Consider the following 19,727-nt stretch of genomic DNA (forward strand, 5'->3'; position numbering starts at 1 on the left):
CTAATTAATACAAAGTTAACACTAAACTCATCCCTGAAAGGGTTTTGAGATTAATCTTCCTAATTTATCTGTGAGGTAAGGTATAAGCGAGCTTTGATAAAAATGCCATACGTAGTAATGATTATTGTGCGAATTTGCTATTGATAAAAATTCTTATTTACCAAGGTGGGTAAGTACCCATGGATAATTGATGGTTTCTTAATTCAGCGGGGTGTTTTAATTTTAAATTAGATAATTTGTATTTTAATTACCATTTAAATTAGCTGCCATTACATAGTTAATTTATTAAAATCAATAGGTTAATTTTTTTTACGTCAAAGGTTTTACTTATTTTATAACTGGTGCTACCGGGTGGAATAAATAAGATAATTACATTACAAAGTTAACGGTTTTTACGGGTTTTATTGGCGTGTCTTTGCGGGCTAATAAAGAGATGTTTTTTGAAAGTGTGAGGCTAATGCTTTTTATTTATTAGTTATGCTACTGATTTCTCTATGCGTCATAAGAAAATCTTCATATTCTGGGGTGAGGAGGCGTGGCGGACCACGCCTGGCTGACCTATAGCATGGTGTAGGCTTTTTTCAGCCCGGTGTCTTCTTCGGGATCTGCACCTTGGGGATGGGCGGGCTCTTCTTCAGGCAGCAGTTCCGCCAACGGAGTTTCTGCTAGCGGGTCGGGAGCGGCCTCCGGCGCTGGCATCGTATCTTGAATGGTCTGCTCATCGAACGTCGGGTTTAATGCCGGGGAAAGTGGGGAGCTGGAGAGGCTGTCTGGCATGGCGATATGGGGCACTGGCGCATCTTGTACAAACTGCGACTCATCCTGTTTGACCGTTCTGCTGAAGGCCATAATCAACAGGCCACACAGTGCGAAAAACACGTACAGGATATTCCCACCCAAAGGCTGGATCAGCGCACCGACGGCCAGCGGCCCGATGCTGGCCCCCACGCCAAATGCCATGAGCAGACAGGCAGCCAGGGAGACGCGGCGCTCTGGCTCAATCATGTCGTTGGCCAGCGCTACCGCCAGCGGATATAGGGTGAACTGCAACATGCTGACTATGAAGCCGACGATCAGTAACACCGGGAAATCGATATGGGGCAACAGGGCCAGCGGTAAGGCGGCAATCACCAGCAGTAGTGCATTAACCCGCATCAGCAGCGTGCGGTTGTAACGGTCTGACAGCCAGCTCAGCGGAAACTGCGCCACCAGCCCGGCAAAGATAGCTATGGCCATAAACAGACCGGTTTGCTGAGTGGTCAATGCCTGCTGGCTGGCATATACCGGTGCCAGCCCGTAGAAGGAGCCTACCACCATGCCGATCACCAGCGTGGTGGCCAACACTTTAGGAATGGCATGCACAAAATAGCGCAGCTCCATCGGGGCGGGCGACATATGCCGGGCATTGGTACGGGTTGTCAGGGCGATCGGCACCAGGCAGAGGGAAAAACACAGCGCGATGAGCAGCAGCGTGCTGATGCCAAGGTTGGCTTGTAGCATAAGCACAATCTGCCCCAGCGACATGCCAAGGTAGGAGGCCGCCATATAAAAGCCGAATACCATGCCGCGCTGATTGGATTCGGACTGATCGTTCAGCCAGCTCTCCAGCACCATGTACTGGCACATCATACACAGGCCGATAATCAGCCGCAGCACCACCCAAACCGGGATGTATTCCGTCAGGCCGTGGCCCAGCACCGCAGCGGTAATGATCCCGGCGCAGGAGACATAGGCGCGGATATGCCCTACGCGGGCAATCAGAAAGTGGCCGACCTTGCCGCCGATCACCAGGCCGATGTAGTTGGCGGCGATAATGGCCCCGATCAGGGCGCCACTGACGTTGATGGAGGTTAACCGCAGGGAAATGTAGGTGGTCAGTAACCCTGAACCCAGCAGCATCAGCAGGGTGGTGGTATACAGCGGAAAGAATACACCTAACGTTTTTTTCACTCGGCCTTCCTGTTTTAGTCGAAGATTGAGGCAAACGGGTTTGCCGCAACAAGCTGGACGTATCCCCGATACTAGCAGTTAGTACAACGGCTTAAAACCGCAGCACTGCGAAGCGCATGGCATTTCGGCCGGTAAAATGCCGTAGAGGCTTGATAAATGCTACCATCAGGCGCATATACCTTGATTGATTCAAAGGAGAGTCCATGAGTGAGAAGCGGTTGCGTGAGCTCAGTATTGCCGTCGGACAAAGGCTAAAGGCCAATGGGCGTTGGATCAGCTGTGCAGAGTCCTGTACGGGCGGCGGTATTGCCAAGGCAATTACCGATATCGCCGGCAGCTCGGCCTATTTCGATCGCGGCTTTGTCACTTATAGCAACGCGGCAAAGCACGAACTGCTAGGGGTGGCGGAAGCGACCTTGCAGGCTCATGGCGCGGTCAGTGAGGAAGTGGTGCGCGAGATGGCGCGGGGCGCGATGCACGCGGCCAAAGCCGATCTTGCGCTCTCGGTCAGCGGCATTGCCGGCCCAGACGGTGGCAGTGTGGAAAAACCGGTGGGTACCGTCTGGTTTGGTTTTGCCGAACGTTCCGGCCGGGTGCTGGCGCGCAAAATGCAATTTACCGGCGATCGCGATGCGGTGCGCCTGCAGGCAACCCTTTTTGCGCTGCAAACGGCGCTTGATGAATTTTTGTAAAATTAGGCTTGATACTGTATGACCATACAGTATAATTAGCAGCAATTTCCTGCACAACATACATTCAGCGGCAATGTGAGTCACACTGACATTGCGCAACGAAGGAGCAAAAATGGCTATTGATGAGAACAAGCAAAAGGCGTTAGCTGCAGCACTGGGCCAGATTGAGAAACAGTTCGGCAAAGGCTCCATCATGCGTCTGGGTGAAGACCGCTCCATGGACGTAGAAACGATCTCCACCGGCTCGCTGTCACTCGATATCGCACTGGGCGCAGGCGGCTTGCCAATGGGCCGTATCGTCGAGATTTATGGCCCGGAATCCTCCGGTAAAACCACCCTGACTCTGCAAGTTATTGCCGCTGCACAGCGCGAAGGTAAAACCTGTGCGTTTATCGATGCCGAGCATGCGCTGGATCCTATCTACGCCAAGAAACTGGGCGTGGATATCGACAACCTGCTGTGTTCTCAGCCGGATACCGGTGAGCAGGCGCTGGAAATCTGTGATGCGTTGACCCGCTCTGGTGCGGTTGACGTCATCATCGTTGACTCCGTAGCGGCATTGACGCCGAAAGCGGAAATCGAAGGCGAAATCGGTGACTCCCATATGGGGCTGGCGGCACGTATGATGAGCCAGGCCATGCGTAAGTTGGCCGGTAACCTGAAGAACGCCAACACCTTGCTGATCTTCATCAACCAAATCCGTATGAAAATTGGCGTGATGTTCGGTAACCCGGAAACCACCACCGGGGGTAACGCCCTGAAGTTCTACGCTTCTGTCCGTCTGGATATCCGCCGTATCGGTGCGATCAAAGAAGGTGATGAAGTGATCGGCAGCGAAACCCGCGTGAAAGTGGTGAAGAACAAAATCGCTGCACCGTTCAAACAGGCAGAGTTCCAGATCCTGTATGGTGAAGGGATCAACAGCCGTGGCGAACTGGTCGATCTGGGCGTGAAACACAAGATGATCGAGAAGGCCGGTGCCTGGTACAGCTACAACGGTGAGAAGATCGGTCAGGGTAAGTCCAATGCCTGTAACTTCCTGAAAGAAAACCCGGCCATTGCTGCGGAACTGGATAAAAAACTGCGCGACCTGTTGCTGCACAGCAATGGTGAGCCAGCTGCTGCCAGTGCCGAGAAGGCCGATGACAACGAAGCAGAAACCAGCGAAGAGTTTTAATCTTTGCCGGTGGGTATACGCCCCTTAGGGCGTATACCGATCACCAAGGCTTGCAGATATGAATGATGTAGGTTCCCAATCTGCTGGTAATCAGCAAAATACGTTGATTAGCCGTGCGATGCGGCTATTGTCCCAACGCGATCATAGTGAAGCCGAACTGCGCCGCAAACTTGCGGCGCCGCCATTTATGGCTAACGCCAGATTCGGTAGCAAATCCCCTACAGAACCCCCCGAAGAACCCGTCGATCCTGCAATCATTGAACAGGTGATTAGCTATTGCTACCAGCATAACTGGCTGGACGATCGGCGTTTCGCCAATAGCTTTATTGCCAGCCGCAGCCGCAAGGGATATGGCGCGCAACGCATTCGCTCAGAACTGATGCAAAAGGGCGTAGATAAAGAAATAGTGCAGGACGCCCTGGCGGAATGCGAAATCGACTGGTGTGAGCAAGCCAGGGAGATCGCGCTGCGCAAATTTGGCGATCCGTTACCGGTAGAATGGAAAGAGAAAGCCAAGGTGTTGCGCTATCTGCTCTATCGCGGCTTCTTCCAGGAGGAAATTCAGTCGATTTATCGTGATTTTGCGCAATGAATGCACACGGCGTTTTACTTCCCCCCGAAGAAAATTTATCTTATCCCCACATTTAGTTCGTGAACCAGAGGATATCGTCAGGATGTCGAGCCTCGTTCACGCATCGTTATTCTAGTCTTTCCGGGAAAATTATGAGCAAGAGCACCGCTGAGATCCGTCAAGCGTTTCTCGATTTCTTTCATAGTAAAGGCCACCAGGTTGTAGCAAGCAGCTCCCTGGTACCTAACAATGATCCGACATTGCTGTTTACCAATGCCGGCATGAACCAATTTAAAGACGTTTTCCTGGGGCTGGACAAGCGCGCCTACTCGCGTGCCACCACTTCACAGCGTTGCGTGCGTGCCGGTGGCAAGCACAACGATCTGGAAAACGTCGGCTATACCGCCCGTCACCATACTTTCTTTGAAATGTTAGGCAACTTCAGCTTCGGTGACTATTTCAAGCACGATGCCATCAGCTACGCGTGGGAACTACTGACCGGTGAAAACTGGTTCAACCTGCCGAAAGAAAAGTTGTGGGTTACTGTCTATGAGACCGATGACGAAGCCTTCGACATCTGGCAGAAGCAGATTGGCGTGCCTGCGGAACGCATCATCCGCATCGGCGATAACAAAGGCGCGGCCTTTGCTTCCGATAACTTCTGGCAGATGGGCGACACCGGCCCATGCGGTCCGTGCACCGAGATCTTCTTCGATCACGGCGACCATATCTGGGGTGGCCCTCCGGGTAGCCCGGAAGAAGATGGCGATCGCTATATCGAGATCTGGAACATCGTGTTCATGCAGTTCAACCGTCAGTCGGATGGCACCATGCTGCCGCTGCCGAAGCCTTCGGTGGATACCGGCATGGGCCTCGAGCGTATCGCTGCGGTGCTGCAACATGTCAATTCCAACTACGAAATCGATCTGTTCACCACCCTGATTGCCGCCGTCGCCAAACTGACCGGCGCAACCGATATGGGTAACAAGTCGTTGCGCGTGATTGCGGACCATATCCGTTCTTGTGCCTTCCTGATCGCCGATGGCGTGATCCCGTCGAATGAAAACCGTGGCTACGTGCTGCGCCGTATCATTCGCCGCGCGATCCGTCATGGCAATATGTTGGGTGCGAAGGATACCTTCTTCTACAAGCTGGTTGCTCCGTTGATCGAAGTGATGGGCCCGGCTGCCGACGAACTGAAGCGTCAGCAGGCACAGGTTGAGCAGGTACTGAAATCAGAAGAAGAACAGTTTGCCCGTACGCTGGAGCGCGGTTTGGCGCTGCTGGATGACGAACTGGCCAAGCTGCAGGGCGATACCCTGGATGGCGAAACGGCATTCCGTTTGTATGATACCTACGGTTTCCCGGTGGATCTGACCGCCGACGTCTGCCGTGAGCGTGGTCTTAAGGTTGATGAACAAGGTTTTGAGCAGGCCATGGAGGCTCAACGCCGCCGTGCGCGTGAGTCCAGCGGTTTTGGCGCGGACTACAACAGCCTGATCCGTGTTGACGGCGCAAGCCAGTTCAATGGTTACGATCGCGAAGAGCAACAGGCGAAAGTGACCGCTTTGTTCCGTGATGGTCAGCCGGTGGATGAGATCCATGCGGGTGAAGAGGCCGTTGTGGTGCTGGACGAAACGCCATTCTATGGCGAATCGGGTGGCCAGGTCGGCGATAAAGGCGTGCTTAAAGCGGCCGGCATCGAGTTCGTGGTGAGCGATGCGCAGAAATATGGCCAGGCTATCGGTCACCTGGGCAAGTTGGCTAGCGGCTCGCTGAAGTTGAATGACCGCGTTGATGCGGTGATCGACAGCGAACGCCGTAACCGTATCCGCCTGAACCACTCCGCCACTCACCTGTTGCATGCGGCATTGCGCCAGATCCTGGGTGAGCACGTCGCGCAAAAAGGCTCGTTAGTTAACGACAAGTACCTGCGTTTTGACTTCTCGCACTCCGAAGCGATGAAGCCAGAACAAATCCGCGCGGTAGAAGATTTGGTTAACCAGCAGATCCGTCGTAACCTGTCGGTGCAGACCGAAGTGATGGCGCTGGATGATGCCAAAGAGAAGGGCGCGATGGCACTGTTTGGCGAGAAGTACGATGACCACGTGCGTGTGCTGACGATGGGCGATTTCTCTACCGAACTGTGTGGCGGTACGCATGCCAACCGTACCGGTGACATCGGCCTGTTCCGCATCCAGAGTGAGTCTGGTACCGCAGCTGGTATCCGTCGTATTGAAGCTGTGACGGGTGAAGGGGCGATAGCGACCTTGCATCAACAGAGTGACTTGTTACAGGATGTTGCTCACCTGGTGAAGGGTGACAGCAATAACCTGAGTGATAAAGTGCGTGCGGTGCTCGATCGCACTCGTGCGCTGGAAAAAGAGCTGCAACAGCTGAAAGATCAGCAAGCTGCGCAGGAAAGTGCTTCGCTGTCGAGTCAAGCCAAGCTGGTCAATGGTGTGAAGCTGCTGGTCAGCCAGTTGGATAACGTTGAGCCGAAGATCATGCGTACCATGGTTGACGATCTTAAAAATCAGCTGGGTTCTGCGATCATCGTGTTGGCCACGGTGGAAGAAGGCAAAGTCAGCCTGATTGCGGGGGTTACCAAAGATCTGACCGACCGGGTTAAGGCCGGCGAGCTGATCGGCAACATCGCACAGCAGGTTGGCGGCAAGGGCGGTGGACGCCCTGATATGGCAATGGCTGGGGGCAGTGATGCCAACGCCTTGCCTGCGGCATTAAACAGCGTAGAGGCCTGGGTGGCCGCGAAACTGTGAATATAAATAAATAGGCGCGTTACTGACGCCGTAAGCCACTGTGGCTTATGGCGTTTTTAGACTGTGCTAACACAATGTAGTGACAATTGCGGGAACAAAGTTTTCCAGGTCGGCTAAACTTATTCTTAATCTGGAGTGACACCAAGTCTGCTTACATTTATTGTGGGTTCTTGACTTACGTTTTCACTGCATATAATGGATAATGGCGGGGAAACTGAGAGACCCGACTCTTTTAATCTTTCAAGGAGCAAAGAATGTTAATTCTGACTCGTCGAGTTGGTGAAACCCTCATGATTGGCGATGAGGTTACGGTCACAGTGCTAGGGGTTAAAGGCAACCAAGTTCGTATTGGTGTGAATGCCCCCAAAGAGGTGTCTGTTCACCGCGAAGAAATCTACCAGCGCATCCAGGCCGAGAAGTCTCAACAGACGACTTACTGATTTCTAAGTAGCGTCTCGTTCTACAACGAGACGCTTCTTGCTTTTCTTGACCCGCTTTCCCCCTTCTTTTCACACTAACTGTTATCTCCCCCCATTTTTTGCCAATAACTTTCTCCTGCGATCAAACTCCTATCCGCGGTAGCACGGCATTTTCTTGTTGATAAAGCACTCTTTTTGCCGCGAAATCACTCATGTTGCCTGTGATTTGTGCAAACGCGCGAGAGTTGGGAAAAATTGTTTGACTTATAAACCCACGAAAGTAATATGTGCGCCACGCAGTGCCGATGAGCTTCTCTAAAGCAAGTTAGGCACGATTCGCAAGAAGCGTACTGGTGAGGTGGCCGAGAGGCTGAAGGCGCTCCCCTGCTAAGGGAGTATGCGGTCAAAAGCTGCATCCGGGGTTCGAATCCCCGCCTCACCGCCATTTGCATCCATAGCTCAGCTGGATAGAGTACTCGGCTACGAACCGAGCGGTCGGAGGTTCGAATCCTCCTGGATGCACCATATTACTAAGTGTTTGTCTGAGAGTATTTAGCTCACAGATGAATGCGAGCTGAAAGGTAGCACAAAGGGGGATAACGTTGCTTTAGCAACGGCCCTGCGGGCGAAGCGGTTACGCTGAGTAATCCTCCTGGATGCACCATATTTTGCAGTATGGTGGGGTAGTAACGACATACCATACGGTATCAAAAAAGAATTCCTGTGCATCCATAGCTCAGCTGGATAGAGTACTCGGCTACGAACCGAGCGGTCGGAGGTTCGAATCCTCCTGGATGCACCATTCTTCAGTGACGTTTCACGGAACGAAACATATTCGCTAAAAAAATTAGATTGCATCCATAGCTCAGCTGGATAGAGTACTCGGCTACGAACCGAGCGGTCGGAGGTTCGAATCCTCCTGGATGCACCATATTATAATGTACCTATCGCGAACGCTAACTCGTAGATAGATATAATATGGAAGGTAGCACTAGGGAGGATAACGTTGCACTGCAACGGCCCAACGGGTGAAGCGCTTGCGCTGAATAATCCTCCTGGATGCACCATCTTCTTAGAGAAACCCGCTTCGGCGGGTTTTTTACTTTTCATTTCTAAGTTCCCACCTTCTGTTTTCTGTCTTACGCAACCTCTTATCTACACCGCATTTTCCGTCATGCTCTGGCAGCGACAACCTTTCGGCTTTACGCTAAAGTAGCTTTCTTTGCTCAATGGTCATGGAGTCACGATGTACGATCGCTATCAGGGTCTGATCTTCGACATGGACGGTACCATTCTGGACACCGAGCCAACGCACCTCAAGGCATGGCACGAGGTGTTGGCACGTTACGGAATGAAGTTTGATGCGGCCGCCATGACAGGGTTGAACGGCTCACCTACCTGGCGTATTGCTCAGGCGGTGATTGCCGCACATCAGGCCGATCTCGATCCTCATCAACTGGCCGCCGAGAAAACCCGCGCGGTAGAAAGCATGCTATTAGACACGGTGCGTCCGTTACCGCTGATTGAGGTGGTGAAGTCTTATCATGGCCGTCGTCCCATGGCGGTAGGGACGGGCAGTGAGCACCGGATGGCGGAGATGTTGCTGCGTCATTTAGGGCTGTTCGACTGCTTTGATGCCATCGTCGGGGCTGATGATGTTCAACGCCACAAGCCGGAACCGGATACTTTCCTGCGCTGTGCGGAGTTGATCGGCGTTCCTCCGGAGCACTGCGTGGTGTTTGAGGATGCCGATTTCGGCATTCAGGCCGCCAGAAGCGCCAATATGGCCGTGGTGGACGTTCGCACGTTGTGAGTAGTACGCTGGCGGTCATGTCGCTGTTTGGCAGCAGCTTCCTTAGTGCGACGCTGTTGCCTGGCAATTCAGAGATCGTGTTGGTTGCGTTGTTGACCAACAGCAGCGCTTCACCAGGTTTACTGGTGCTGGCTGCAACGTTGGGAAATACCCTGGGTGGGTTGACCAACGTCATTATCGGGCGCCTGTTACCGGCGTTGAAACCACAACGCGGGCTGGAAACGGCTCTTGGTTGGTTACAACGCTTTGGCCCGGCTGCGCTGTTGCTCAGTTGGGTGCCGGTTGTGGGCGATTTATTGTGCGTGTTGGCAGGCTGGTTGCGCATGCCATGGGGCTTTGTCACGCTGTTTCTGTGTATCGGAAAAGCGTTGCGTTACATCATCTTGACGATGATCACGCTGCAGGGTATCGCCTGGTGGCATTAACCAAGTGAATATAACTCAATATTCTCTAGGGAGCGGATTCAGTATGCTTACAGCTATCGTTTTTAGAAGCGGGAGGTCAATTTGATCCCGGACGTATCACAGGCGCTTTCTTGGTTGGAAGCCCACCCTCATGCATTAAAAGGGATCCGGCGCGGTATTGAGCGTGAAACACTGCGGGTAACCGCAGATGGCACGCTTGCCAGCACGGGTCATCCAGAACAACTGGGGGCGGCATTAACGCACCATTGGATCACTACGGACTTTGCCGAGGCGCTGTTAGAATTTATTACACCGGTTGATGATGATCTCGATCACTTGCTGACGTTCCTGCGCGATATCCATCGCCACGTGGCGCGCAATCTGGGTGATGAGCGCATGTGGCCGCTGAGCATGCCGTGCTTTATCAACGCCGAGCAGGATATCGAGCTGGCGCAGTTTGGCACCTCCAACGTTGGCCGGATGAAAACGCTGTACCGGGAAGGGTTGAAGAACCGCTACGGCGCGTTGATGCAAACCATTTCCGGTGTGCACTACAACTTCTCCCTGCCGCTGGAGTTTTGGCAGGCGTGGGCCGGTGTTGAGGATGAAGAGAGTGGTAAAGAGCAGATCTCTGCGGGATATTTCCGCCTGATCCGCAATTACTACCGATTTGGTTGGGTGATCCCGTATCTGTTCGGGGCATCGCCCGCCATCTGTTCCTCGTTCCTCAAAGGCCGGGAAACCGATTTGCCGTTTGAGCGCAATGAACGGGGCATGTGCTATTTGCCTTATGCCACTTCGCTGCGCCTGAGCGATCTGGGCTATACCAATAAGTCGCAGAGCAATCTGGGCATTACCTTTAACGATCTGCAAACCTATGTGCAAGGTCTGAAACGCGCTATTGCGACGCCTTCAGAAGACTATGCCAAGCTGGGAGTGAAAGAGGGCGATCGCTATCTGCAACTGAACAGCAACGTGTTGCAGATCGAAAACGAACTCTATGCCCCGATCCGACCAAAACGTGTCACCCACAGCGGTGAGACACCGTCAGATGCGCTGTTACGCGGCGGTATCGAATATATCGAGGTGCGCTCGCTGGACATCAACCCATTCTCGCCAATCGGTGTGGATGCGGTGCAGGCGCGTTTCCTGGATCTGTTCCTGGTGTGGTGCGTATTGGCGGATGCGCCAGAAATGAGCAGCGATGAGTTGCTGTGCACGCGTAAAAACTGGAACCGGGTGATCCTGGAAGGGCGTAAGCCAGGCCAGACCATTGGCATCGGCTGTAACGATACCCGTGAACCGTTGGATAAGGTTGGTAAGGCGCTGTTTGACGATCTGAAGCGCGTGGCTGAGGTGTTGGATAGCGAAGCGGGCGATCGGCAATATCAGCAGGTGTGTGAACAACTGGTGGCGGCGTTTGACGATCCGGAGCTGACCTTCTCGGCCCGTATCCTCAAGAAAATGAAAGCGCAGGGCACCGGTAACGTTGGCCTTGAACTGGCGGAAAAATATCGCAAAATGCTGATAGAGGAACCGTTGGAGCTGCTGACCGAAGAGCAACTCGCTCAGGAGCAGCAAGCCTCGTGGCAGCGCCAGCGCGACATAGAAGCCAGTGATACGCTAAGCTTTGAACAGTTCCTGAAGGAAAACGGCGGGGGCTGAAAAAGAAAAAGGCCACATCACTGTGGCCAAATACACATCTCTGAAAACAGTGATGATGATAACAAATGCGCGTCTTTCATAGATTAAGACCCGCAGGGTTGTAAAAGGTTTCATCGGTACGAAAAAAGTTTCGAAATAATTTCATTTTACCAAGAGGTGATGACATGCCACTGCTGGATAGCTTTACCGTAGATCATACTCGCATGGCGGCTCCGGCTGTCCGCGTTGCTAAAACCATGCAAACTCCTCATGGAGATACCATCACCGTATTCGATCTGCGCTTCTGTCGCCCGAATCTGGAAGTGATGCCAGAGCGTGGGATCCATACCTTGGAACATCTGTTCGCTGGCTTCATGCGCGACCATCTGAACGGTAACGGCGTGGAGATCATCGATATCTCACCAATGGGCTGCCGTACCGGCTTTTATATGAGCCTGATTGGCGTACCAGAAGAGCAGCGCGTGGCCGATGCCTGGCAAGCCGCTATGGCCGATGTGCTGAAGGTGACTGACCAGCGCAAGATCCCTGAACTCAATGAGTTCCAATGCGGTACCTACCATATGCACTCGCTGGAAGAGGCGCAGGAAATTGCCAAGCATATTCTTGAGCACGGTGTGGTAGTGAACCATAACGAAGAGCTGGCGCTGCCGAAAGATAAGCTGCAAGAGCTGCACATCTAGGCCCTCACCCCAACCCTCTCCCTGTACAGACCGGGGACATGGTAGACAGGTGTTCAAGGACATGGTGAACACTTTTTAACATCCTTTACCCATGATGATCGACCTATTTCTCAGGTCGATCATCCCCACTTTCGTGCTGTACCACCATACCTCGTAGTAGCCCTCTCTCTCACTTTCCTTCAGCCCGACATATTCACCGATAAAGGCCTTGCCCACTTTCAGACCCATCCCTTTCAGGCTCAGTTTTCCACTGACATCCACTTTCCTGACCAGGACCCCCTCGTCATACTCGGCTGCCGCCGGATTGCCATTGTACTGTCGCGATGAAGGCTGATAACGGGACGCTGGCACCGCCATTGACAGGGCTTCGTGTGGGCGTTCCAGGTTGTAGGTATCTCGCCAGGCGTCGAACACCTCCTGCAACTGCGCGGCATGGGTAAACCACCGTCCCTGCAGGAGCTCTGCCTTCAGGCTGCGGTGGAAGCGCTCCAGCTTACCCTGAGTCTGAGGATGATAAGGCCGAGAGTGACCCACCCGGATACCCTGACGCATCAGCCACAGTTCCAGCGCGGTCCAACTGCCCGTCGTGTCGCCCCAGGGGGCACCATTATCCATGGTCATTCTCTCCGGCAAGCCATAACGTTCGAACACCGCTATCAACTGTGACTGCACGGTGACACGTCGCTCGTCCGGGCAGTGCGCCAGACAGAGCGAGAAGCGCGAATGGTCATCCAGCAAGGTCAGCGGATGACAACGCCCTTCGGCGAAGGGGAAGTGGCCTTTAAAGTCCATCTGCCAGAGTCGGTTCGGGGCGTCATGTTCAAAGCGTCCGACGGTGGGCGCTGGTGACGGACCGCCCGGTAGCAGGTCATGGTGGCGCATGAGGTTATGCACGGTGCTGGCGGCCGGTAACGTATGCCCCTGCATCTCGAGCCACCGCTTGAGCTTGCGTGCGCCCCACATCGGATGGGCCAGGTGTGCAGCGCGGAGATGTTGGACAACGGTGTCAGAGGTTCTGCTGGGGGAATGGTGTGGCGCTCGAGAACGTTCGTTCAGACCGGCGCGCCCATCAGAGTGCCAGCGATGTAACCACTTGTATGCGGTAGCAGGCGCTATGCCGAACTGACGGCATAGCGCACGGATATTAGCGCCTTCTTGCGAGGCGAAAAGCACAAACTCGGTACGTAATGACATGGCAGATCTCTCATCCCACGGCATAAGCAACTCCACTCAGAAGTACTCATACCTATGTTGTAAGTGTCTACCATGTCCCCGAACAAGTGTTCATGATGTCCCCGGTCTGTACACTCCCACAGGGAGAGGGAGCTGATAGTCCCTGCTCTTTTGGAAGTAAAGAGGTGATCAAGCAACGTCTCTTTAACCAGGATGAGTAAGGTCAGTCAGCCGGTGTTCATGAACAATCACAACTCTTTCAACCTAACCGCTCGCCCCTTCAACCTTCGGTGCTTATGGAGAATCACCCTACTTTCAGCCTAACTCGATCGGTTCCCTCTCCCTGTGGGCTGAGGTATCCCCAGAAAAAAATGAAAGGCACGATGAAGTGTGATCTACTGGTTGCGCTAACAAAACAGAAGAGACCTCATCGTGCCTTTACAAACAGTTTGCCAGAAATTTTTCTCCGCGTCTTTACGTGGTATCCATTCCTTTCGTATTAAGGGACTTACAGATATGGCCGCTGCACTCTGCAACGGCGCTGACCTGACGCTAACCAGCATCGGCCGCATGCTTCCAGGTAAGGCCCACGTCAAAAATAAAATCAAGCGAGCCGATCGAACCCTCGGTAATACCGCTCTTCATCGCGACCTGCCTCGCATCCAGCAACTGCTTACCGGTGCTATCACATCATTGATGCCGTTCTGCGTTATTGCTGTCGACTGGACTGGATGGCACGACAAAAACTGGCACTTGTTGCGAGCCAGCTTGATCTGTAATGGCCGTTCACTGCCGCTGATGAGCGAAGTCGTGCCTGCCAAACTGGCACAAAACAGTCAGGTACAGTGCGCCTTCCTTGACCGCCTGCACGCGGCCATTCCCGCTGGAAAGTCCGTCACGATAATCACGGATGCAGGCTTCAGAACTGACTGGTTCAGGCATATAAGCCAACTGGGTTGGTTTTTTACGGGCAGGGTCAAAGGTGTTATCTGCTTCCGTCCTGAAGGAAGCAAACACTGGATGAAAGTCAGTGAACTTCAGGCAGAAGCCAGCCCCCGGAAAGTCGGCAATGGTGTGCTTGCGCGTAAACCCAAACTCCCTTGCGGTGGCAGCCTTTATCTGCAAAAGCGTCCATCGGCAGGGCGGCATGGAAAAGGGACTGAGTCAAAAACAGAAAAAGAACATAGAAAAAGCGCGCAGGAACCGTGGCTACTGTTCAGCAACGTGGAAGGTCTGGAGCCCGCTCAGATAATGACACTCTATAGCCGTCGGATGCAGATAGAGCAAAACTTCCGCGATGAAAAGAGTCACCGCTTCGGGTATGGGATGAGGTATGGGCGGAGTCAGGGTAAAGGACGCCTGGAGGTGCTGAGTGTAGTGGCGGCCATGGCGAGCCTGGTGATGTGGCTGACGGGGTATATGGCAGAAAAGAAACAACTCCATCGCCATTATCAGGCCAATACGGTGAAAGACAGGAGAGTCCTGTCATATCTGAGGCTTGCCTGGGAGATATTACGAGACCGCCCCATAATAGTGAGAAGGATAAAAATAGTTAATGCGCTGAAAATATTAGGAAAGGAGTACAGTAATATGGTCATGGGATGTTGACCATATTACTGGGGATCACTCAGCCCTGTGGGAGAGGGTTAGGGTGAGGGGACTAGTGGTTCTGTACGCTGGCCTGTAAGGATTTAATCGGTGTGACGCGCACCTGCTTGATCATATTATCCTGCACGTCAAGGATATCGATATCATAGTGGCTGATACGCAGCCTGGTCCCGATGCTGGGGATCTCCTCCAGCTCTTCAAGCAGCATGCCGTTGATGGTTCTGGCCTCGGTGGCTGGCAGCGTCCAGTTGAAGGCCTTGTTCAGCTCACGCACGTTGGCACTGCCGTCGATCAATACCGAGCCATCGCTCTGTGGATTCACTTCCTCCGCCAGCGTAGGTGACATTGAGGTGGTGAAGTCGCCGACGATTTCTTCGAGAATATCCTCAACCGTCACCAGCCCCTGGATATCACCATACTCATCGACCACGATGCCGACCTTCTCTTTGTTGCGCTGGAATTTCACCAGTTGCACATTGAGTGGTGTGCCCTCTGGCACGTAGTAGATCTCATCGGCTGCCCGTAGCAGGTTCTCTTTGTTGAACTCTTTTTTCTCGGTCATCAGCCGGTAGGCTTCGCGTACGCGCAGCATGCTGATGGAGTCGTCCAATGAATCGCGATACAACACGATGCGGCCGTGTGGAGAATGTGTCAGCTGGCGCATGATCGATTTCCAGTCGTCGTTGATATCAATCCCGACGATCTCATTGCGCGGCACCATGATGTCTTCCACCGTCACCTTCTCCAGATCCAGCACAGAAATCAGCATGTCCTGATTACGGCGCGAAATCTTCGACTGGGACTCGTTCACAATGGTGCGCAACTCCTCTTTACTCAATGCGCCGCTGATACGTACGTTGGTGCGGATGCCGAAAATCCGCAGCACCAGGGTGGTAATGCCATTGAGCAGCCATACCAGTGGGAGCATGACTTTTTGCAGCGGGGCCAGCAGGAAGCTGCTAGGGAAGGCAATTCGTTCAGGATAGAGAGCGGCAAAGGTTTTGGGTAACACTTCGGCGAACAACAGTACGACAAAGGTCAGCACCCCGGTGGCGATTGCCACGCCAATATCGCCATACAGGCGCATCCCGACAATGGTTCCCAGCGCAGAGGCCAGGATATTGACCAGGTTGTTGCCAATCAGCACCAGGCCAATCAGGCGGTCAGGCTTTTGCAGCAGCTTCTCTACCCGGCGTGCGGCACGGTTGCCTTGCTTAGACAGGTGGCGCAGACGATAGCGGTTGAGCGTCATCATGCCGGTTTCGGATGCTGAAAAATAAGCGGAGACCACGACCATAATCACCAAAATGAAAATGAGGGTCTCTGTCGAAACGTGCTCCAACGCGGTATTCCTTATGTTGGGGGAGAAGAGTGCCTCAGCAGGGCGATGGAGCGCCAGGCCAGACTTAGCGCACCATCATCAGTTCCTGGAGCAGGCGGCTCCCGAAGTAGGCCATGGTAAGCAGAAAAGAGCCGGCAAAGCTGAACCAGACCACGCGGCGGCCACGCCAGCCCTCGTGATAATGGCCCCACAGCAGCACGATATAAACAAACCACGCCATGATGGACAGCACGGCCTTGTGCACGTTCTCTTTGCTAAACAGGTTGTCCATATACAGTAGGCCGGTACACAGCGTCAGCGTCAGCAGCACCACACCGATTTGGGTGATATGAAACATCTTACGCTCAATACTCATCAGCGGCGGCATATCGGCACTGAAACTGAGTTTTTTATGTTTCAGCAGGTAATCAAGCCAGGCGAGTTGCAGGGCGTACAGCGTGGCGATAATCAGGGTGGAGTAGGAGAACAGCGCCAGGCCGATATGCACCATCAGCTCCGGGCTGGCTTCCAGATGGGTGATAAACTCCCCAGGCAGAAAGCTGGCAAACGCCAGGTTGATCATGGCAAAGCTGTAGACGATCGGCAGCAGGAACCAGCCGCGATCGCGGGAGGCGACGTAGGTCATCACCGAACAGATAATCAGGCCAACGATGGAACCGATGTTTAGCAGGCTGAGATTTTGCCCGGCGCTGACGTCAAAAATGCGCTGCTGGAGGGCAATGGCATGGCAGACCAGCGCCACTACGGCCGAGACCAGTGCCAGCCGACGGTATGCGCTATTCTTCCGCAACAAACTGGGAATGATCAGTCCAAGGCTGAGCAGGTAGGCCATCAAAGCCACAAGAGAGAATACTGGCATAGCGTTATTTAGCATCGGCATGGTTAATTGGAATGCCAGTATAACGTTGAGCGGCCCCTACTCCAACCAATCTCCAACGCTGAGGCAGAGATCGTTGTAGCAACGTGTTATAATCGCCGCAATTGTGTCGCCACTGCGGCCTGACTCTTACGTTGAGCATGAGACGATGTTTGAAAATTTAACCGATCGATTGTCGCGCACCCTGCGCAATATCAGCGGCCGCGGGCGGCTGACCGAAGAGAACATTAAAGAAACCCTGCGTGAAGTGCGTATGGCATTGCTGGAAGCGGACGTTGCGCTGCCGGTCGTGCGTGACTTCATCAACCGTGTAAAAGAGAGCGCGGTTGGGCATGAAGTTAACAAAAGCCTGACGCCGGGCCAGGAATTCGTCAAAATCGTCAAGAGCGAGCTGATTGCCGCGATGGGCGAAGTGAACACCGAGCTGAACCTGGCGGCGCAGCCACCGGCGGTGGTGCTGATGGCCGGCCTGCAAGGTGCGGGTAAAACCACCAGCGTGGCCAAGCTCGGCAAATTCCTCAAAGAAAAGCAGAAGAAAAAAGTCTTGGTGGTTTCTGCCGACGTGTATCGCCCTGCGGCGATCCGGCAGTTGGAAACCCTGGCGGAAGGCGTCGGCATCGACTTCTTCCCGTCAGACGTTAAAGAAAAACCGATCGACATCGTTAACCGTGCGTTGCAACAGGCCAAGCTGAAGTTCTACGACGTACTCATCGTCGATACCGCGGGCCGCTTGCACGTAGATGAAGCGATGATGGACGAAATCAAACAGGTACATGCGGCGATCAAGCCGGTGGAAACCCTGTTTGTAGTCGATGCCATGACCGGCCAGGATGCGGCCAACACCGCCAAGGCCTTTAACGAAGCGCTGCCGTTGACCGGCGTAGTGCTGACCAAGGTCGATGGTGATGCGCGCGGCGGTGCGGCGTTGTCTATTCGCCACATTACCGGCAAGCCGATCAAATTCCTCGGCGTGGGCGAGAAAACCGACGCGCTGGAGCCATTCCATCCGGATCGCGTGGCCTCACGTATTCTCGGCATGGGCGATGTGCTGTCGCTGATCGAAGATATCGAAAGCAAGGTTGACCGCGCACAGGCGGAAAAACTGGCTAGCAAGCTGAAGAAGGGCGACGGTTTCGACCTGACCGACTTCCTCGACCAGCTTAAGCAGATGCGTAATATGGGCGGTATGGCCAGCATGCTGAGCAAACTGCCGGGCGCGGGCCAACTGCCAGACAACGTCAAATCGCAGATGGATGACAAAGTGCTGGTACGCATGGAGGCGATCATTAACTCAATGACGCTGAAAGAGCGTGCCAAGCCGGAAATTATCAAGGGTTCACGCAAACGTCGTATTGCGATGGGCTCAGGCATGCAGGTGCAGGATGTTAATCGGTTGTTAAAACAATTCGACGATATGCAGCGCATGATGAAAAAGATGAAAAAAGGCGGAATTGCGAAGATGATGCGTGGCATGAAAGGTATGATGCCGCCGGGCTTCCCAGGCCGTTAAAACCACGCCGCAGCAAGGCTGTGGCGGGTTTGCCGATTTACCGATCACGGTAAAACCTGTCCGAGAGCGTGATGGTGCAAAAACGAATTACCGGCAATCTACGCTTTAGATTGCTTTTTGCGCCAAAATGAGTAAAATTTTCGGGCTTTTTATATTGCAACCGGGCCCCGTCCCTCAATGGGGCCCGGCTGTTTTATTAACTAAAGAGGATGTTATGGTAACAATTCGTTTGGCACGTGGCGGCGCTAAAAAGCGTCCGTTCTATCAAGTAGTAGTGACCGACAGCCGCAATGCTCGTGATGGTCGTTTCATCGAGCGTGTAGGTTTCTTCAACCCAATCGCATCTGGTCAGGCTGAAGCACTGCGTCTGGACCTGGATCGCATTGAGCACTGGGTTGGTCTGGGTGCTACCGTTTCTGATCGCGTTCACGCGCTGATCAAAGACGCTAAGAAAGCAGCTTAATCTGTCGCGGTGGTGGCAATGAGCAAGCAACTCAAACCGGTAGCACCTAAGCAGCCGATTGTACTCGGTAAGATGGGGTCTACTTACGGCATCCGTGGTTGGCTCAGAGTGTTTTCATCCACCGAGAACGCCGAAAGCATATTTGACTATCAGCCCTGGTTAATCCAGCGCTCTGGTCAGTGGCAGTTTGTCGAGTTGGAAGACTGGAAACGCCACAGTCAGGATCTGATCATCAAGGTCAAAGGCATTGACGATCGGGATGCCGCGAATTTACTGACCAATTGCGAAATTGTCGTAGATTCCGAGCAGTTGCCTCCGTTGGAAGGCGATGATTACTACTGGAAAGACCTTATGGGCTGCCAGGTAGTCACCACTTCCGGATACGAACTGGGTAAAGTCATCGATATGATGGAAACCGGTTCTAACGACGTTATGGTCGTGCGGGCAAACCTGAAAGATGCATTCGGTATGAAGGAGCGGTTGGTCCCGTTTCTTCATGGGCAGGTTATCAAGAAAGTCGATCTCGCCGCCAAGATTATCGAGGCTGAGTGGGATCCTGGTTTTTGACCTCCGGATTTCATGGTCGAAGCAAGTGGAATAACA

The 19,727-nt window shown here is 53.4% G+C and carries 17 protein-coding genes and 4 tRNA genes; 17 read left to right on the top strand and 4 right to left on the bottom strand.

The genetic code is table 11. The features are described 5' to 3' along the window. Positions 1-558: 558 nt before the first annotated feature. Complete coding sequence (locus KGP26_RS05235; RefSeq protein ID WP_209524145.1) at positions 559-1,950, bottom strand: MFS transporter; 1,392 nt, start codon at positions 1,948-1,950, stop codon at positions 559-561. Positions 1,951-2,153: 203 nt separating this feature from the next. Here KGP26_RS05235 and pncC point away from each other — a divergent pair, with 203 nt between their 5' ends. From pncC to luxS, 13 genes are all read left to right on the top strand, one after another. Further along, entirely contained in the window at positions 2,154-2,642 is a 489-nt protein-coding gene (gene pncC, locus KGP26_RS05240) for a nicotinamide-nucleotide amidase (RefSeq protein ID WP_223665120.1), read from the top strand. 112 nt (positions 2,643-2,754) lie between these two features. Further along, positions 2,755-3,819, top strand: a complete 1,065-nt coding sequence (recA, locus tag KGP26_RS05245) for a recombinase RecA (protein ID WP_065686951.1) — start codon at positions 2,755-2,757, stop codon at positions 3,817-3,819. A 58-nt stretch (positions 3,820-3,877) separates the two neighbouring features. Beyond that, positions 3,878-4,411, top strand: a complete 534-nt coding sequence (recX, locus tag KGP26_RS05250) for a recombination regulator RecX (RefSeq protein WP_024485176.1) — start codon at positions 3,878-3,880, stop codon at positions 4,409-4,411. 131 nt (positions 4,412-4,542) lie between these two features. Beyond that, complete coding sequence (gene alaS / locus KGP26_RS05255) at positions 4,543-7,170, top strand: alanine--tRNA ligase (protein WP_071682370.1); 2,628 nt, start codon at positions 4,543-4,545, stop codon at positions 7,168-7,170. A 254-nt stretch (positions 7,171-7,424) separates the two neighbouring features. Continuing rightward, complete coding sequence (gene csrA, locus KGP26_RS05260) at positions 7,425-7,610, top strand: carbon storage regulator CsrA (protein WP_004091602.1); 186 nt, start codon at positions 7,425-7,427, stop codon at positions 7,608-7,610. 331 nt (positions 7,611-7,941) lie between these two features. After that, positions 7,942-8,034 (top strand) — tRNA-Ser (locus KGP26_RS05265). A 3-nt stretch (positions 8,035-8,037) separates the two neighbouring features. After that, positions 8,038-8,114, top strand: a tRNA-Arg gene (locus KGP26_RS05270). A gap of 200 nt (positions 8,115-8,314) precedes the next feature. Further along, positions 8,315-8,391 (top strand) — tRNA-Arg (locus tag KGP26_RS05275). 52 nt (positions 8,392-8,443) lie between these two features. After that, a tRNA-Arg gene (locus tag KGP26_RS05280) sits at positions 8,444-8,520 on the top strand. A 315-nt stretch (positions 8,521-8,835) separates the two neighbouring features. After that, positions 8,836-9,402 (top strand): fructose-1-phosphate/6-phosphogluconate phosphatase, encoded by a 567-nt coding sequence (gene yqaB, locus KGP26_RS05285; protein WP_024485178.1) that lies wholly within the window; start codon positions 8,836-8,838, stop codon positions 9,400-9,402. Further along, entirely contained in the window at positions 9,399-9,827 is a 429-nt protein-coding gene (locus KGP26_RS05290) for a YqaA family protein (protein WP_039996317.1), read from the top strand. The genes yqaB and KGP26_RS05290 overlap by 4 nt, the downstream gene beginning before the upstream one ends. A gap of 81 nt (positions 9,828-9,908) precedes the next feature. Then, a complete protein-coding gene (gene gshA, locus KGP26_RS05295) occupies positions 9,909-11,471 on the top strand; it encodes a glutamate--cysteine ligase (protein WP_059199887.1) in 1,563 nt (520 codons plus the stop codon). 164 nt (positions 11,472-11,635) lie between these two features. Next, entirely contained in the window at positions 11,636-12,151 is a 516-nt protein-coding gene (luxS, locus tag KGP26_RS05300) for an S-ribosylhomocysteine lyase (protein WP_021182180.1), read from the top strand. 75 nt (positions 12,152-12,226) lie between these two features. Here luxS and KGP26_RS05305 read toward each other — a convergent pair whose 3' ends face one another. After that, positions 12,227-13,381, bottom strand: coding sequence for an IS481 family transposase (locus KGP26_RS05305; RefSeq protein ID WP_371824934.1), 1,155 nt, complete (start codon positions 13,379-13,381; stop codon positions 12,227-12,229). Between the two features lie 459 nt (positions 13,382-13,840). Between KGP26_RS05305 and KGP26_RS05310 the strand changes: the two genes are divergently transcribed. Continuing rightward, entirely contained in the window at positions 13,841-14,932 is a 1,092-nt protein-coding gene (locus tag KGP26_RS05310) for an IS4 family transposase (protein WP_223664561.1), read from the top strand. A 52-nt stretch (positions 14,933-14,984) separates the two neighbouring features. Here the strand turns inward: KGP26_RS05310 and KGP26_RS05315 are convergent, their stop codons facing one another. Both KGP26_RS05315 and KGP26_RS05320 read right to left on the bottom strand, forming a co-directional pair. Further along, the gene (locus tag KGP26_RS05315) at positions 14,985-16,274 is read right to left on the bottom strand and encodes an HlyC/CorC family transporter (protein ID WP_021808138.1); all 1,290 of its coding nucleotides are present in this window, start codon (positions 16,272-16,274) and stop codon (positions 14,985-14,987) included. A 64-nt stretch (positions 16,275-16,338) separates the two neighbouring features. Continuing rightward, positions 16,339-17,133, bottom strand: coding sequence for an inner membrane protein YpjD (locus KGP26_RS05320; RefSeq protein WP_024530732.1), 795 nt, complete (start codon positions 17,131-17,133; stop codon positions 16,339-16,341). Between the two features lie 166 nt (positions 17,134-17,299). On the opposite strand from KGP26_RS05320, the gene ffh reads away from it, so the two are divergent. The 3 genes from ffh to rimM all read left to right on the top strand — a co-directional run bounded on the left by ffh (position 17,300) and on the right by rimM (position 19,691). Next, on the top strand, positions 17,300-18,661 hold the full coding sequence (gene ffh, locus KGP26_RS05325; RefSeq protein ID WP_223665121.1) for a signal recognition particle protein: 1,362 nt from the start codon (positions 17,300-17,302) through the stop codon (positions 18,659-18,661). A gap of 214 nt (positions 18,662-18,875) precedes the next feature. Beyond that, complete coding sequence (gene rpsP / locus KGP26_RS05330) at positions 18,876-19,124, top strand: 30S ribosomal protein S16 (RefSeq protein ID WP_004932501.1); 249 nt, start codon at positions 18,876-18,878, stop codon at positions 19,122-19,124. 18 nt (positions 19,125-19,142) lie between these two features. Continuing rightward, entirely contained in the window at positions 19,143-19,691 is a 549-nt protein-coding gene (gene rimM / locus KGP26_RS05335) for a ribosome maturation factor RimM (protein WP_021182184.1), read from the top strand. Positions 19,692-19,727 lie beyond the last annotated feature (36 nt).

The sequence above is a fragment of the Serratia sp. JSRIV002 genome (genome assembly GCF_019968725.1).
GTDB lineage: Bacteria > Pseudomonadota > Gammaproteobacteria > Enterobacterales > Enterobacteriaceae > Chania > Chania fonticola_B.

Bases quoted from the DNA above. Each gene is read 5' to 3' on its own strand.
- pncC (WP_223665120.1), top strand. From the start codon at position 2,154: ATGAGTGAGAAGCGGTTGCGTGAGCTCAGTATTGCCGTCGGACAAAGG.
- recA (WP_065686951.1), top strand. From the start codon at position 2,755: ATGGCTATTGATGAGAACAAGCAAAAGGCGTTAGCTGCAGCACTGGGC.
- recX (WP_024485176.1), top strand. From the start codon at position 3,878: ATGAATGATGTAGGTTCCCAATCTGCTGGTAATCAGCAAAATACGTTG.
- alaS (WP_071682370.1), top strand. From the start codon at position 4,543: ATGAGCAAGAGCACCGCTGAGATCCGTCAAGCGTTTCTCGATTTCTTT.
- csrA (WP_004091602.1), top strand. From the start codon at position 7,425: ATGTTAATTCTGACTCGTCGAGTTGGTGAAACCCTCATGATTGGCGAT.
- yqaB (WP_024485178.1), top strand. From the start codon at position 8,836: ATGTACGATCGCTATCAGGGTCTGATCTTCGACATGGACGGTACCATT.
- luxS (WP_021182180.1), top strand. From the start codon at position 11,636: ATGCCACTGCTGGATAGCTTTACCGTAGATCATACTCGCATGGCGGCT.
- KGP26_RS05310 (WP_223664561.1), top strand. From the start codon at position 13,841: ATGGCCGCTGCACTCTGCAACGGCGCTGACCTGACGCTAACCAGCATC.
- KGP26_RS05320 (WP_024530732.1), bottom strand. From the start codon at position 17,133: ATGCCAGTATTCTCTCTTGTGGCTTTGATGGCCTACCTGCTCAGCCTT.
- ffh (WP_223665121.1), top strand. From the start codon at position 17,300: ATGTTTGAAAATTTAACCGATCGATTGTCGCGCACCCTGCGCAATATC.
- rpsP (WP_004932501.1), top strand. From the start codon at position 18,876: ATGGTAACAATTCGTTTGGCACGTGGCGGCGCTAAAAAGCGTCCGTTC.
- rimM (WP_021182184.1), top strand. From the start codon at position 19,143: ATGAGCAAGCAACTCAAACCGGTAGCACCTAAGCAGCCGATTGTACTC.